Origin of the sequence: Streptomyces sp. NPDC058470 (genome assembly GCF_042721055.1) — a bacterium.
Lineage (GTDB): Bacteria > Actinomycetota > Actinomycetes > Streptomycetales > Streptomycetaceae > Streptomyces.
This window is the reverse complement of the sequence record NZ_JBHXMF010000013.1, coordinates 43,138-58,376: the sequence shown is the minus strand read 5'-3', so window position 1 is coordinate 58,376 and position 15,239 is coordinate 43,138. Positions and strand designations below refer to the sequence as shown.

General features: G+C 70.0%; 13 protein-coding genes. 5 read left to right on the top strand and 8 right to left on the bottom strand.

Annotated features, from left to right (window positions below; genetic code table 11):
* Positions 1–54: 54 nt before the first annotated feature.
* Positions 55–729: a PadR family transcriptional regulator gene (locus ACFWP7_RS12030; protein ID WP_384380008.1), complete on the bottom strand. Its 675-nt coding sequence runs from the start codon at positions 727–729 to the stop codon at positions 55–57.
* 238 nt (positions 730–967) lie between these two features.
* On the opposite strand from ACFWP7_RS12030, the gene ACFWP7_RS12025 reads away from it, so the two are divergent.
* Positions 968–2,533: an amino acid permease gene (locus ACFWP7_RS12025; protein ID WP_384380005.1), complete on the top strand. Its 1,566-nt coding sequence runs from the start codon at positions 968–970 to the stop codon at positions 2,531–2,533.
* A gap of 135 nt (positions 2,534–2,668) precedes the next feature.
* Here the strand turns inward: ACFWP7_RS12025 and ACFWP7_RS12020 are convergent, their stop codons facing one another.
* Positions 2,669–2,974, bottom strand: a complete 306-nt coding sequence (locus tag ACFWP7_RS12020; RefSeq protein WP_384380002.1) for a hypothetical protein — start codon at positions 2,972–2,974, stop codon at positions 2,669–2,671.
* Positions 2,975–3,406: 432 nt separating this feature from the next.
* Here ACFWP7_RS12020 and ACFWP7_RS12015 point away from each other — a divergent pair, with 432 nt between their 5' ends.
* A complete protein-coding gene (locus ACFWP7_RS12015) occupies positions 3,407–4,375 on the top strand; it encodes an RluA family pseudouridine synthase (RefSeq protein ID WP_384379999.1) in 969 nt (322 codons plus the stop codon).
* Here the strand turns inward: ACFWP7_RS12015 and ACFWP7_RS12010 are convergent.
* From ACFWP7_RS12010 to ACFWP7_RS11985, 6 genes are all read right to left on the bottom strand, one after another.
* The gene (locus ACFWP7_RS12010) at positions 4,369–5,847 is read right to left on the bottom strand and encodes a cytochrome P450 (protein ID WP_384379996.1); all 1,479 of its coding nucleotides are present in this window, start codon (positions 5,845–5,847) and stop codon (positions 4,369–4,371) included. The genes ACFWP7_RS12015 and ACFWP7_RS12010 overlap by 7 nt on opposite strands.
* 94 nt (positions 5,848–5,941) lie before the next feature.
* Complete coding sequence (locus ACFWP7_RS12005) at positions 5,942–6,562, bottom strand: ATP/GTP-binding protein (RefSeq protein WP_384379993.1); 621 nt, start codon at positions 6,560–6,562, stop codon at positions 5,942–5,944.
* Positions 6,543–7,007 carry a DUF742 domain-containing protein gene (locus ACFWP7_RS12000; protein WP_384379990.1) on the bottom strand — a complete coding sequence of 155 codons (465 nt, stop codon included), beginning with the start codon at positions 7,005–7,007 and terminating at the stop codon, positions 6,543–6,545. The genes ACFWP7_RS12005 and ACFWP7_RS12000 overlap by 20 nt, the downstream gene beginning before the upstream one ends.
* Entirely contained in the window at positions 7,004–7,411 is a 408-nt protein-coding gene (locus tag ACFWP7_RS11995; RefSeq protein WP_365434670.1) for a roadblock/LC7 domain-containing protein, read from the bottom strand. The genes ACFWP7_RS12000 and ACFWP7_RS11995 overlap by 4 nt, the downstream gene beginning before the upstream one ends.
* Complete coding sequence (locus tag ACFWP7_RS11990; RefSeq protein ID WP_384379986.1) at positions 7,408–8,997, bottom strand: sensor histidine kinase; 1,590 nt, start codon at positions 8,995–8,997, stop codon at positions 7,408–7,410. The genes ACFWP7_RS11995 and ACFWP7_RS11990 overlap by 4 nt, the downstream gene beginning before the upstream one ends.
* A gap of 295 nt (positions 8,998–9,292) precedes the next feature.
* Positions 9,293–9,919, bottom strand: coding sequence for a TetR/AcrR family transcriptional regulator (locus ACFWP7_RS11985; protein ID WP_384379983.1), 627 nt, complete (start codon positions 9,917–9,919; stop codon positions 9,293–9,295).
* Between the two features lie 214 nt (positions 9,920–10,133).
* Between ACFWP7_RS11985 and ACFWP7_RS11980 the strand changes: the two genes are divergently transcribed.
* From ACFWP7_RS11980 to ACFWP7_RS11970, 3 genes are read left to right on the top strand one after another with little or no spacing between them, the layout of a single operon-like run.
* Positions 10,134–10,958 (top strand): urea amidolyase associated protein UAAP1, encoded by an 825-nt coding sequence (locus ACFWP7_RS11980; RefSeq protein WP_384379980.1) that lies wholly within the window; start codon positions 10,134–10,136, stop codon positions 10,956–10,958.
* Positions 10,955–11,554 (top strand): urea amidolyase associated protein UAAP2, encoded by a 600-nt coding sequence (locus ACFWP7_RS11975; protein ID WP_384379977.1) that lies wholly within the window; start codon positions 10,955–10,957, stop codon positions 11,552–11,554. Before ACFWP7_RS11980 ends, ACFWP7_RS11975 begins: the two co-directional genes overlap by 4 nt.
* The gene (locus tag ACFWP7_RS11970) at positions 11,551–15,075 is read left to right on the top strand and encodes a 5-oxoprolinase/urea amidolyase family protein (RefSeq protein WP_384379974.1); all 3,525 of its coding nucleotides are present in this window, start codon (positions 11,551–11,553) and stop codon (positions 15,073–15,075) included. The genes ACFWP7_RS11975 and ACFWP7_RS11970 overlap by 4 nt, the downstream gene beginning before the upstream one ends.
* Positions 15,076–15,239: the final 164 nt, after the last annotated feature.

Sequence of the window (15,239 nt, the reverse complement as noted above, 5' to 3'; positions counted from 1 at the left end):
GAGACCCTGGCGGGGCTGCTCCAACAGCCCTGCCGGGGTCCGTTCATGTATGGGTCACTCGTCGACGGGTCGGCCCTCCAAGCTCTGGACTTCTTGCCGCTCCTGGATTTCCTGGAACTCCGACGGCATCTCGCCGGTCTCGTGGAAGCTCCGCCACGCCTGCACACCGGACAGGGCGCCCGACTTGAGCTCGCCCAGGAAACCACGGACCCACTCCGCCTGTGCCTGCACCATGTGTAGTTGGTACTCGGTCTCCACAAGGAAGATCCGGGGCAGCGTCTCGTACAGCTTCTCCAGCGCCCCCCGGCCACTCGCGGCCTGCACGTCAAGGGAGTTGAGCCGCTCTTCGAGGAGCCGGGTCACCTCGTCGGGGTGCAGCGCACCCATCAGAGAGAGCGCGGACTCGAAGATCGGATACTCCCGCGCCGGGACGGCCATCAGGTCGGAGAGCCACTCGGTCATCTCCTCACGCCCGGCCGCGGTGATGCCGTAGACCGTGCGCTCCGGACGATTGCCCTGCCGCTCCACGTCCGTGACCTCGACGAAGCCGTGCTTCTCCAGGTTCTGCACGACGGTGTAGAGCGAGCCGTAATTGATCTTCGTGCTGGTGTCCTTGCCCTGGCGGCGCAGCGTCTGGGCGATCTCGTAGGGATGCATCGGCTTCTGCAAGAGGGTCGTCATCACGGCAAGCGCCAGCGGGTTGCTCAGCTTGCGCCGCTTCATCGCCATGACACCGTCACCTCGTCTCCGAATATCCGTAGCCGAACATATCGCGACTGAGCGAAACCGTCAACACACGCGATGTATCGCGCTTCCAGGCCACCCGCGAGGACGTGAGGACTTAGGCCCGCCGCGGACATGGCCGCGTCACGCGAGCGAAACAGGCCCTCCCTAATTTCTGTCACCCGACAGGAATACCGCCGGACTACCGCCCGCCCACCCTTCCGCGCCGAAGGCAGGTGCCACCGTGACCACCACCGCCCCTTCCGACGTACGCCCGGACCCACCCGAGTCCCCCGGCGACCAATCCCTCGCCGAGTTCGGCTACCGCCAGGAACTGCACCGCAGTCTCGGCCGGTACGCCTCGTTCGCCGCCGGGTTCTCCTTCATCTCCGTACTGACGACCGTCTTCCAGTTCTTCGCCTTCGGGTACGCGTTCGGCGGCCCCGTCTTCTTCTGGACCTGGCCGGCCGTCCTGGTGGGCCAGTTGTTGGTGGCCGCGTGCTTCGCCGAACTGGCCGCCCGCTATCCGATCTCGGGCGCGATCTACCAGTGGTCCTCGCGGCTCTCGAACCTCTCCTTCGGCTGGTTCGCCGGCTGGATCATGGTGATCGGACAGATCGTGGTGGTCGCGGCGGCGGCGCTCGCACTGCAGATGGTGTTGCCCGCGATCTGGTCCGGTTTCCAGCTGGTGGGCAGCGATCCGACGCCCACCGGTGCCGACGGCGCGGCCAACGCGGCGGTCTTCGGGGTGATCCTGCTCGTCCTGACCACGCTGGTGAACCTCCTCGACAACCGGGTGATGTCCCTGGTCAACCGGGTCGGCGTGACCGCCGAAATCATCGGCGCGGTCCTGATCATCGTGCTGCTGCTGACCCACTCCGAGCGCTCCCCCGGCATCACCTTCCACACCGCCGAGGGCAGCACCGGTCTGTTCGGGGCACTGATGGTGGGCTCCTTCATGGCGGCGTACGTGATGATCGGCTTCGACAGCGCGGGCGAGATGAGCGAGGAGACCCGCGATCCACGCCGTACGGCGCCCCGTACGATCCTCACCGCGCTCGGCGCGGCGGGTCTGCTCGGCGGACTGATCGTCCTCGGCGGACTGCTCGCGGCCCCGAGCCTCACGGACGGCCGCCTCGGGGTGGAGGGCCTGAGCTACGTGCTGACGAGCACCCTCGGCGACGGAGTCGGCCGCGCCCTGCTCGCCGACGTGGTGGTGGCCATCGCGGTGGCGACCCTGGCGATCCAGACGGCCGCCTCCCGCATGCTGTTCTCCATGGCCCGCGACGGCCGACTCCCCTTCTCCGCCCGCCTCGCCAAGGTCAACCCGCGCACCGGTATGCCGAACGCCCCGGCCCTGGTCGTCGGCGTCCTCGCCGCCGCCGTACTCCTCCTCAACTTCGCCTCCCCGGAAGCCTTTCTGGCCATCGGCACCACCTGCATCGTGATGCTGTACCTGGCGTACGCGATGGTCACCGGACCACTCCTTGTGCGACGACTGCGCGGGCAGTTCCCCGGCCCTGACGGCGTCGACGAGGAGGGCCGCCCCCTCTTCTCCCTCGGCCGCTGGGGTGTCCCGGTCAACGCGATCGCTCTCGTCTACGGCCTTTTCATGACCGTCAACCTCGCCTGGCCCCGCGCCGCGGTGTACGACCCGGCGGGCGGGCACTGGTACTTCCAGTGGTTCACCGTGCTGTTCCTGCTGGTCACCGTAGGGCTCGGCTTCCTGTGGAGGGCTGTAGAGGCCCAACGACGGCGCTCGACCTCAGAACTTGCCCCTGCGGAATCCCTCCCGGCACCGACTCAATAGCGTCCGCGGTGACGTCCTCGCCCTCGGCCAGACTCCCGGCCGTCCTAAACCGCGACACCCTCACCGGAGGCGGAACGCGACTAAACACGGCGGAGTGGGGCGGGCCCCGGCCGACCGGTCGGGGCTCTGCCCTGCCTAGAACCGGTTTGTGCAGGTCAGGCAGATGCGTGCCGCACCCCACTCGGCGAACGCCATCCGGTACCGGGCCACTGTGGCCTGTATGACCGCGCCCCCCACCAAACCGCCGACCGCGACCAGCAGGCCGAGCAGGATCTCGCCCGACGCCATGAACGCGATACCCGCCAGCACAGCCAGCAGCGCCATCCACACCTTGACGTCAGGCTCCGAGGGCGGCGCGTACTCGCGCCGCAGCGGCGACTCGGCCGGCAGGCTCTGCCAGTAGTGGGCGAGCTTCTCTATGTTCCCCGACTGGCACTTCATGCAGTGCATGCCAACCCCCCGAGATTCAGCGGCAGTTGAGCGAAGGTTCGGGGGCTGGGGAGGGGGTGGCAAGGGCTACCGCCGAGTGTGTGAGCGGGGCCACAGGCCGGGCGCGGCAAGAGCCCCATATGCATCAGGCATGACCCTCGGGTAGTTGCGCGGTCACACCTCGGGAAGCTCCGGCCCAACCTTCGCGGACAGGGCCACAGGCGAGGAAAGGAGCCAAGCCGCTATGACACCCGACCCGGAGCGGGAGCGGGAGCGGGAGCGCTGGAGCGGAAGCGCTGGAGCCAGCCTCTGGACACTGGCACCACTTGGGCTGTCAGCCAGGCCTTCTTGCCGATGCCCTCGGTCGCTACGACCGTCACACCAAGTCGAGTACGACGGTCACCGAGGCCCAGGACGCGGTTCCGGCCTCGTACGCTTGACCAGGTGAGACGCAAATCCCGGATCCCGCCCTCCCCCCTGTCGCAGCGTGACGGGGTCGACCCCGTGCGGATCAGGCTGCCTGCGGGCGGGGGGTGGGTCACTGTGCGGGAGCATCTGGTGGAACGGCTCGCGCCGCGGGCCGAGGTGATCGACCGGATGCTCGGGGACGGGCTGATCGTCGGGGCGGACGGGCGGCCGGTGGCAGGCGACACGGCGTATGTGCCGGGGATGTTCGTGTGGTTCCACCGTGAGCCCCCCGACGAGGAGCGAGTGCCGTTCGCGCTCGACGTCGTGTACCGCGACGAGCACATCGTGGTGGTCGACAAGCCACACTTCCTCGCCACCAATCCGCGCGGCAGTCACGTAAGGGAGACCGCCCTCGCCCGACTGCGAGTGGACCTCGGTATCCCGGCGCTCGGCGCCGCACACCGCCTCGACCGGCTGACGGCCGGGCTCCTGCTGTTCACGGTGCGGCCCGAGGAGCGCGGCGCATACCAGTCGCTGTTCGGCGCGAGGCTGGTCAGGAAGGAGTACGAGGCCCTCGCCCCGTACTCCCCCGGCCTCGCTCTGCCACGTACCGTCCGCAGCCGGATCCTGAAGGAGCGCGGGGTGATGGCCGCCCGGGAGATCGAGGGCGAGCCGAACGCCGTCACCCGGGTCGAGCTGCGCGACCGTCGCGACGGCGTCGGGCGCTACCGGCTGACGCCCGGCACTGGGCAGACCCATCAACTCCGGGTCCATATGAACGCGTTGGGCGTGCCGATCCTCGGCGATCCCCTCTACCCGGTGGTGACCGGCCCCGTGCCATCCGATGACTTCCGGCGTCCGCTCCAACTGCTGGCGCGGAGGCTGGAGTTCACCGATCCGGTCACGGGGCACGAGCACCGGTTCGTCAGCGGGCGGGTGCTCAAGGCCTGGTCCTCGTACGACGACTGGGCGTCCCCGGGCCCTCTGGAGGAGTCGGCTCAGTAACCCCGCCACCAGCGCAGGAACCGCTGCCAGGCGCCTAGGCGGTGGGCGGGCTCCGGTGCCGGCGCGGGCTGCGGGGCCACCGGCTGCGGCGCGGGCGACTCCGTGCTCTCCGTCGTGACCTGCCAGTTCGGCCGCTGGCGCGGCATCGCGTGGAGGGCGGGCAACTGCGTGACGTCCTGCGGGGGTTTCGGCTCGAAGCGCACCGGCAGCTCCACCAGGTGGCGCGAGGACATCGACCCCCGCCAGCGCAACTCGTCCTCCTCGCAGTCGAGTTGGATGTCGGGTACGCGCATCAGCAGCGCGTCGACACCGACGTCGGCGATGGCACGGCCGATGTCCTGGCCCGGGCACTCGTGGGGGCCGCCGCCGAAGGCGAGGTGGGACCGGTTGCCCTGCATGTTGGCGGCGAGGTCGGGCCGTACCCTCGGGTCGACGTTGCCCGGCGCGATCCCGAAGAGCAGTCCGTCACCCTTGCGGATGTGCTTGCCGCCCAACTCCGTGTCCTGCTTGGCGAAGTAGCCGAGTACGGCGCTGAACGGCGGCTCGTCCCACAGGGACTGCTCGACCGCCTCGGGCACCGTCATCTGCCCGCCGTTCAACTGGGCGCGGAAACGCGGGTCGGTGAGGACCATGCGCAGCACGTTGGCGATCAGGTTGGCGGTGGCCTCGTACGCGGCGAGCAGCACGAGCCACAGGTGCTGGGTGACCTCGTCGTCGGTGAGCCGCGCCGGGTGGTTGATGAGGTGGCTGGTGAAGTCCTCCTCGGGCTGGGCGCGGCGGCGGGCTGTCTGCCGTGCCAGGACGCCCTGGACGTACTCGTTGCTGGCGATCGCCGTCTCGGTGCCCTTGAGCAGGTCGCGGGTGGCCTGCACGATGCGGTCGTTGTACTCCTCGGCCATGCCGAGGATCTCGCACATCACGGCCATCGGCAGGTGCTCGGCGAACTGGCCGACCAGGTCGGCCCTGCCCTGCTCGCAGAACTCGTTGACGAGACGCTGGGTGGCACGGTTGATGTGGCGCCGCAGACTGCGGTGGTCGATGGTCGACATGGCGCCGGTGACCGCACCGCGCAGCCGCAGATGCTCGTCGCCCTCGGCGTGGGAGCAGATGGGCTGCCAGGCGATGTGCGGCGCGAGGGGATGGTCGGGGCCCGCCGTGCCGTCCTGGACCGCGGTCCACAGACGGCTGTCGCGCGCGTAGTGCGAGGGGGTGCTCACCATGTGCAGGTTCTCGCCGTGGCCGAGCACGACCCAGATCGGCAGGTCGTTGTGGAGCAGCACGGGGGCGACGGCACCGTGTTCGGCGCGGAGTTTCTCGTACAGGGCCCCCAGGTCCTCGGCCTCGGGTCCGTACAGCCGGCGCAGCCCGCCGGGACCGAGGCCGTGGGCGGGGCAGCCGGGCGGCGGGTCGAGCGTGAGGTCGTCCGTGCCGGTCGCGGACATACCGGTCGGGGAGGGGGATTCAGGCGTCACGGTGATCGCTCCGAAGCTGAAGTGGATCCGGTGTCTTGGGAGTTGGTGTATGTGCCGGTGCGGAGGGCGCGTCTTTGTCGGTTCCGTACGGGGCTCAGGCGCTCGACGGGGTCATCGCCAGCGAGTGCAGGAAGCGCATCAGCGTCATCAGGACGTCCCGGCTGGAGGCCCTGCGCCGCGCGTCGCACTGCACGATCGGGATCTCCTCGGCCAGGTCGAGTGCGGCCCGTAGGTCCTCGATCGGGTAGTCGGGGGCGTCCGGGAAGGTGTTTATGGCGACGACGAACGGCACACCGCGTTCCTCCAGGCGGCCGATCACGTCGAAGCTGACCTCCAGGCGGCGGGCGTCGATCAGGACGACCGCGCCGAGCGCTCCTTCGAAGAGGCCGTTCCACAGGAACCAGAAGCGCTCCTGGCCCGGCGTTCCGAAGAGGTAGAGCACCAGCTGTTCCGTGATCGAGATACGGCCGAAGTCCATGGCGACGGTGGTGGCCGTCTTGGTCTCGGAGCCGTAGTTGTCGTCGACTCCGATCCCGGCCTGTGTCATGGTCTCCTCCGTGGTCAGCGGCTTGATCTCGCTGACGGAGCCCACCATGGTCGTCTTGCCGACTCCGAAGCCGCCGACGATGACGATCTTCACGGCTGCCTGGGTGGTGTGCGGCAGATGGTCCTCGGCGCGAGGGCCCGTGATGGTGTCAGAGCTTTTGAAGTCCATGCATCACCGCTTCGAGGAGGGAACGGTCGGGGAGCGCCGAGCGGACGATCGGGGCGCGCGCCTGTACCAGTTCGGCCGCCAGCAACTCGGTGAGCAGCACGGTCACCACGCTGACCGGCAGGTTGAGATAGGCCGAGAGTTCGGCCACGGACAGGGGGGCCGTACAGAGCCGGACCAGCGCCGACTTCTCCGGCTGAGCATTGGGCGGCGGCGCCTCGGCGCGCGCCACGATCAACGTGACCAGGTCGAGGGCGGCGCGGTCGCCGCCCTCGGCCCCGCCCGTGAGCAGGTACAGCCGCTCGGGGTTCTTCGGGTCCTGGCCCTCCTGGGGAGATCCCTCGTTCGGAGGTCCCCCCTGGGAGGGATTCTCGGTGGGGAGTCCCTCTCCGGGGGGTCCCGCGGGTTCTTCCTTGGGGTAGCGCCGTCGGCGTTGCGGAGGAGTCATACGGTCTGCCCGTTGCGCCGGGGCGGGCTCGTCAGATGGGCTCCGATCCGGACGACCAGGTCGCGCATGCGGTTGCTCATCAGTCCGGGCTCGGCCGTCTGGTTGGCGAGGACCGCGAGATAGGCGTTGGGCCCTGCCGACATCAGGTAGAAGTAGCCGCCGTTGATCTCGATGATGACCATGCGCATCCGGCCGTCGCTGTTGGGGATCTCGCCCGCGACGGCTCCGGCCAGGCTCTGCAGGCCCGCGCAGGCCGCGGCGACGCGGTCGGCAGCGTCCGGGTCACCGCCGTACCGGGCGATACGCAGTCCGTCGGCGGAGAGCACCACGATCTGCTGGACACCCGGTACGCCGTCTGCGAGTTCCTTCAGCATCCAGTCGAAGTTGGCGCGCTGCTGGATCACTTGAGGTCCCCTTCGTCGTCGGCCTCCACAGGGGCCGGCTTGGTATTCGTGCCGGATGCGGCCGCCGGGTCCGGGTCGCCCTTGAGCCCTTCCATGAACGCCTCGACCCACAGGCCGGGTTCGGGCTCCTTCTCCTCCGGCACGGGTGCGGCCGCCCACGCGGGCGCCGCCGCGGCGGCCGCTTCCGCGGCCTCGGCGTCCGCCCGAGCCTCGGCGATCCGCTGGCTGAAGGAGACCTTGACCCGACTGCGGCGCTGCGGCAGGCCGTTGGCCGTCCACTCGGTGACCTGCGGGACGTCGTCCTCCATGGCGCCGAGCGGGGTGGAGACCCGGGGGCCGGTGGTCGGGCGGCGCTTCTTGGGCTTGCGGTTGGGGCCCTCGACTCCGTCGGTGTCCATGGTCGGGACGGAGGCGATGCCGATGCCGTGCGCGAGACCGGGGGCGTCGTCGGTGGTGAGCATGACCCGCGGCGCGACGAGGACGGCGCGGACACCGCCGTACGCGGACTGCCTGAGGGAGACCTGCAGGTTGTACATCTTGGAGAGGCGGCCGACGACGGCCATGCCGAGCCGCGGGTTCGCGCCGAGGGAGTCCATGTCGACGCCGAGGGCGGCCTGCCGGAGCATTTCCTCGGCCTTGCCGCGGGCCTCGTCGCTGAGGCTGACGCCGCCGTCCTCGATCTCGATGGCGATGCCGGTCTGCACCTCCAGGGCGGTGACGTGCACCTTGGTGTGCGGCGGCGAGTAGCGCGTGGCGTTGTCGAGGAGTTCGGCGACGGCGTGGATGAGCGGTTCGACGGACACGCCGTTGACGGCGACCTCGACGACGTTGTGCAGCTCGATGCGGCGGTACTCCAGGATGCGTGACATCGCGCCGCGCAGCACGCTGAACAGCGGTACGGGCTCGGGCCATTGACGTCCTGGACGGCCGCCGCCGAGCACCGCGATGGAGTCGGCGAGGCGGCCGATCAGCGCAGTGCCGTGGTCGATGCGCAGGAGGTCGTCGAAGACCTCCGGGTTGCGGCCGTGGTCCTCCTCCATCTCGCGGAGTTCCTTGTTCTGCTGGTGGACGATCGCCTGGACGCGCCGGGCGATGTTGACGAAGGCGCGCTGCGCGGAGTCGCGCATCGCCTCCTCACGGTCGATGATCTTGAGCACGGTCTTCAGCAACTCGCGCTGCGGCCCGGGGAGTTCACCGAGGTCCGGATCGGTCTCGGGGAGGGTGCGGATCACCTCCGCCGGATTCGCGCCGGCGTGCAGCCGGGCGAGCCCGACGGGCAGCACCTCGTGGGTGAAGAACAGGATCTCCTGGTCATGGGCGGCGATGCGCTGTTCCAGGTATGCGGTGCGCCGGGCCAGATCCGCGCGCAGATCGCGGGCGACGCGGCCGCGCCGGACGGCTTCGGCGCCGATCGCGATGACCAGGAGCGTCGCGATGGCTCCGCACCAGCCGACGGCGGCACGGGCCGGATCGGTCACCACCGCGACGGCGGCTCCGGTCGCCACGGCCATCACTATGGCCGGCAGCAACAACACGCGCGCGTAGGGAAGTTCGCGGCCACCGGGAGGCGATTGAACACTCACCATGTATGCCCTCTGAGACAAGTCGACTGGGGGATCGGGGAGGTTTGCCGGTAAAACGGCATGGATCAAACCGAATCTTCGTAACTTTTGGGAACAAGCGCACGAATACATCTCAACTCGGTGCGCTGCGGGCGAGCTTAGTCCGACCGGATCATCGCCGTGTCATATTCAGCAAGCACCTGAAATCACCCTCGGGACTGGAGTACTCTCGGCCCCATTTACACGCTACGGGTCCATTCGAACACGGCGTGTGACGACGTACGGGCATGCGAAAGCGCACGCCGAGCGTCCCGAGTGGTCAGACTCCGGCGATGCGGAGCGCCGCGTCCGCGGTGGCCTCGGCGAACGCGGACACCGGCCGTTCAGGATCGGAGCGGTGCACGAGGATCACGCCCTCGATGAGGCCGAACACCAGATCCGTCCGAAGGTCCAGCTCACCCTTGGCGAGCACCCCCCCGGCCGCCGTGGTCGCGAGCAACTGCCGGTAGGTGTCCTTGAGTTCGGCCCGTACGGCATGGAAGCCGGCGAAGCGTTCGGCGCGCACCTCGGGCAGCAGATAGAGCCCGCCCAGATTGTGCGGACCGTCGCAGAGCAACTCGACGTCCGTGCGGCACAGCTCCCAGAGGCGGCCCTCCGCCGGGATCGCGTCGTCCGCGAGAAGTTGCCGGGCAAGGGCGAGTGAGGGCGTGACCGTGGACTCCAGGAGCTCGGCGAGGAGCTCCTCCTTGCCGGAGACGTAGTGGTACATCGACGCCTGGCGCATGCCCGCCCGTTCGGCGACGGCACGCGTGGTCGTGGCGGCGTATCCCCGGGTCGTGAACAACTCGGCGGCTGCGTCGAGCAGTTCGTCGCGCGGCGACAGACCACTGTCCGGCCGCTGATCCGCCCGCGGTCGGCCGACCCGTCGTCCACCACCGGTTCCCATGTGTTCGATCCTCGCACACCGGGTCACGCGGCGATCACCGTGAGGGATCGGTAACCGGACAGCAACGCACGAGACACGGCTCCGACTCTCCCCGCTCCTAATTTCTGTCGGGCGACAGAAATTACGTCGACCGACAGAACCACCGGAGAGCGTCGACCGACAGAACCACCCGAGAACGTCGACCGACAGAATCATCGGAGCCGGAGGACCCGCGATGGCGACAGCAACCCCACACGGCGCACGCGCCCACGCCCGCTCCCAGGACGGGACCCGCACCGAGGCCATGCCCGTGGTCCCGGCGAGCGGCTGGCCCGCGCCGCCCTGCGAGGCGGGCCATCTGGTGTGGGCGGAGACGGTGGCGGGCGGCAACTACACGCACCGGGTGCTGGCCCGCGGCACCGAGCTGCGCCTCACCGACCTGACCGGCGATGCCTGCGCACATCTGCTCCTGTACGTCGCCGACCGCCCGTGGGAGCGCCTGAACGTGGCGGACACGGTCAAGGTCCAGTGGAATGCGTACCTGGGCGAGGGACAGCTCCTGCTGTCCGACCAGGGCCGCGTGCTCGCCTCGCTGATCGCCGACACCTCCGGCCGGCACGACGCGCTGTGCGGCACCTCCACACTCGTACGCAACACCGAGCGGTACGGGGACGGGGCGCCGCAGTCCGCGTCCCCGGCCGGCCGTGAGCTGTTCAAACTGGCCGCGGCCAAGAACGGACTCGAACCGCGCGATCTGCCGCCCTCGCTCTCCTTCTTCCAGGGCGTGGAGGTACGCGACGACGGCTCCCTCGACTTCACCGGCTCGGCCGGTGAGGGCGGCAGCGTGACCCTGCGCACCGAGCAGGACGTCACCGTGCTGCTGGCGAACGTGCCGCACCCGGCCGATCCGCGTGCGGGGTACGTCAGTTCACCGCTGGAGGTGCTCGCCTGGCGCTCGGAGGCGACCAAGCCGGGCGATCCGCTGTGGGAGGCCGCACCCGAGGGCCGCCGCGCCTTCCTGAACACCGCCGAATTCCTTGCCGCGAGGGGGCTCATATGAAGACCGTGGAAGTGCCGGCCCGCGCCGCCTGGTCCGCCGTCCTGCGCGAGGGCGAGACGCTCACCATCACCGACCTGCACGGCAACCAGGCCGTCGACTTCCTGGCGTACGACGCCCACGACACGGCCGTCCGCTACAGCGCGCCCGACACGATCCACGCGCAGGGCAACCTCTTCCTCACCACCGGCAGCGTGCTCATGTCGAACGAGCACACCCCGCTGATGACCGTCGTCGAGGACGAGGTCGGCCGGCACGACACGGTCGGCGGCGCCTGCTCCAAGGAGTCGAACACCCTCCGGTACGGGCATCACACCTGGTCGCAACACGCGTGCGTGGACAACTTCCTCGCGGAGGGCGCCAAGCACGGCCTGGGCAAGCGGGATCTGGTCTCGAACATCAACTGGTACATGAACGTGCCGGTCGAGAAGGACGGCACCCTCGGCATCGTGGACGGCATCTCCGCCCCCGGGCTGAAGCTGACCCTGCGCGCCGAGCGCGATGTGCTCGTGCTGGTCTCCAACTGCCCCCAGATCAACAACCCTTGCAACGGCTTCGAGCCGACCGCGGTCCAGATGACCCTTGGGGCTCCGGAATGACCTTCGACACCCTGCTGATCGCCAACCGGGGCGAGATCGCGGTCCGGATCATCCGGACCGCGCGCGAACTCGGCCTGCGCACGGTGGCGGTGTACTCCGACCCGGACCGCTCGGCACCTCACGTACGCCTCGCGGACGAGGCGGTACGGCTCGGACCCGCGCCCGCCAAGGAGTCGTACCTCGACGCCGAACTCGTCCTCAAGGCGGCGAAGGACACCGGCGCCGGGGCGATCCACCCCGGCTACGGCTTCCTCTCCGAGGACGCGGCCTTCGCGCGGCGCTGTGAGGAGGCGGGAATCGTCTTCGTGGGCCCGACGCCGGAGCAGCTGGAGCTGTTCGGGGCCAAGCACACGGCGCGTGCGGCGGCGCAGGCGGCCGGAGTGCCCCTGGCGCCGGGCACGGGACTGCTCGCCGACCTGCCCGAGGCCCTGCGCGAGGCCGGGCGCATCGGCTATCCCGTGATGCTCAAGGCTACCGGTGGCGGCGGTGGCATCGGCATGTCGGCCTGTCGCTCGGCCGATGAGCTGGCCGCGGCCTGGGAGAGCGTGCAGCGCGTCGCCGCGGCCTCCTTCTCCTCGGCAGGGGTGTTCCTGGAGCGGCTCGTGGAGCGCGCCCGCCATGTCGAGGTGCAGGTCTTCGGTGACGGCCAGGGCCGCGTCGTCACCTTCGGCGACCGCGACTGCTCGCTCCAGCGCCGCAACCAGAAGGTGCTGGAGGAGGCCCCCGCACCCGGCCTCCCTCCCTCCGTGCGCAAGCAACTCGCCTTGGCAGCACGCGACTTGTGCGCGTCGGTGGACTACCGCTCGGCCGGCACCGTCGAGTTCGTGTACGACGCCGTCCGCGAGGAGGCGTACTTCCTGGAGGTCAACACCCGTCTCCAGGTGGAGCACCCGGTCACCGAGGAGATCTACGGGGTCGATCTCGTCGCCTGGATGCTGCGACTGGCGCGGGGGGAGTCGGATGTCGTACGGGACCCCGGGGCGCCGCGCGGTCATGCCGTCGAGGCGCGGGTGTACGCCGAGGATCCCACGCGCGAACACCGGCCCAGCGCGGGCCTGTTGACGCGGGTCGAGTTCCCCGGGGGCGTCCGCGTGGACGGCTGGGTCGAGACGGGGACGGAGGTCACCACCTCGTACGACCCGATGCTCGCGAAGGTCATCGCGTACGGCTCGGACCGGGCGCACGCGCTGGAACGGCTGGACGAGGCGCTGGCCAGGACCCGGGTCGACGGTATCGAGACGAACCTCGGGCTGGTGCGCGCGGCGCTGTCGCAGGAGTCCTTCCGGGCCGCCACACATTCGACGGCGACGCTCGCCGAGGTCGCCGATCCGACCCCGCGGGTCGAGGTCGTCTCGGGCGGAACGCTCACCACCGTCCAGGACTGGCCGGGCCGCACGGGCTACTGGCAGGTCGGAGTGCCCCCGTGCGGACCGATGGACGACCTGTCCTTCCGCCTCGGCAACCGGGCCCTCGGCAACCACGAGGGCGCACCCGGTCTGGAGTGCACGCTCCAGGGCCCGGCCCTGCGCTTCACCCACGCCACGACCGTATGCGTGACGGGCGCTCCGGCGCCGGTCACCGTGGACGGTAAGGCAGTTGCGCAGTGGGAGCCGGTCACGGTGCCTGCGGGGGCCGTCCTGAAGATCGGCGCTCCCGCCGAACACGGACTGCGCACGTACGTTCTCCTCGCGGGCGGCGGCCTGGACGTGCCCGCGTTCCTGGGCAGCGCGTCCACCTTCACGCTGGGCCGGTTCGGCGGCCACGGGGGGCGGGCGCTGCGGACGGGCGACGTACTGCACGGGGGCTCGGTGGTCCCGGGCACTCCGGTGCCGGCTGCCGACCGACCGGTCTTCGGCGCGCGCTGGTACGTCGGCGCGCTCGAAGGGCCGCACGCCGCACCGGAGTTCTTCACCGAGGAGGACATCCACGACTTCTACGCCGCCGACTGGAAGGTCCATTTCAACTCGGCGCGCACGGGCGTACGGCTGGTCGGTCCGAAGCCCCGCTGGGCACGCAAGGACGGCGGTGAGGCGGGCCTGCACCCGTCCAACATCCACGACACGCCCTACTCGGTGGGCGCCGTCGACTACACCGGCGACATGCCGGTGCTGCTCGGCCCGGACGGCCCCTCGCTCGGCGGCTTCGTCTGCCCGGCGACGGTCGCCAGCTCGGAGCGCTGGAAGCTGGGGCAGCTGCGCCCCGGTGACACAGTACGGTTCGCGCCGGTCGCCGAGGACGGCTCGACGCGGGCCGCGATCGTCGACGGCGGCGTCCTCGCGCGGGACGGCGACGTGACGTACCGGCGCAGCGGCGACGACAACCTGCTGGTCGAATTCGGCCCCATGCAGCTGGACTTGGCCTTGCGCATGCGCGTGCACGCCCTCATGGAGGCGGTGGCCGAAGCCGCACTGGACGGTGTCACGGACCTCACCCCGGGCATCCGTTCGCTGCAGATCCAGCTGGATCCGCGACGCCTCCCACAGCGCGAACTCCTCGCGGCCGTACGGCAGATCGTCGAGGACCTCCCACCGAGCGACCAACTGGTGGTCCCCTCCCGCACCGTTCATCTCCCCCTCTCCTGGGACGACCCCGTCACCCGTGAGGCGATCGCCCGCTACATGGCGGGCGTCCGCGACGACGCGCCCTGGTGCCCGTGGAACATCGAGTTCATCCGCCGTGTGAACGGCCTCGACTCGGTGGACGACGTGTACCGCACGGTCTTCGACGCCGAATACCTCGTACTCGGCCTGGGCGACGTGTACTTGGGAGCCCCGGTGGCGACACCACTGGACCCGCGGCACCGTCTCGTCACCACCAAGTACAACCCGGCACGCACCTGGACCGCCGAGAACTCGGTCGGCATCGGCGGCGCCTACCTCTGTATCTACGGCATGGAAGGTCCCGGCGGCTACCAGTTCGTCGGCCGTACGACCCAGGTGTGGTCGCCCTGGCAGCAGCGCGGCGCGTTCGAGCCGGGCTCGCCCTGGCTGCTGCGCTTCTTCGACCGCGTCAAGTGGTACCCCGTCGAGCCCGACGAACTCCTCGACCTGCGCGCCGACATCCTCTCCGGCCGCTTCGTCCCACGCATCGAGGAGGGCGAGTTCTCCCTCGCCGCGTACGAGTCCTTCCTCGCCGGGAACGCCGACTCCATCGGGGAGTTCCGGGCCCGGCAGGGCAGCGCCTTCTCCGCGGAGCGGGACGCCTGGGAGGCGGCCGGCGAGTTCACCCGGGCGGAGGCCGTGTCGGCTCCGGCATCTCCGGCCGCCGAGGTGACCGTCCCCGCGGGCGGCCGCCTCATCGAAGCCGAATTCGCCGCATCCGTATGGCAGTTGAACGTCCGCCCCGGCGACGAGGTGACCCTCGGCCAGCCCCTTCTCTCCCTGGAGGCCATGAAGATGGAGTCCAGAGTCCCCGCCCCGATGAGCGGCGTGGTGGCAGAAATCCTGGCAAAACCGGGGGACCAGGTGGAGGCGGGGACCGCTCTGATGGTGCTGGCGCCGGCGAGTCTGACAGTGTTTTGAAGTCCCCCTGGGTGTGGTGTGCGGGCAGCACCCTGAATCCCGCCGCACGACGTCCGGGCAACACCCTGAATCCCGCCGCACGACGTCCGGCCAGGCATTCCGCAGGGCGGAACGGGTGGGCACACGCCACCCACCGGCCCGCAGCCGAGCACGAGACCCCAGCC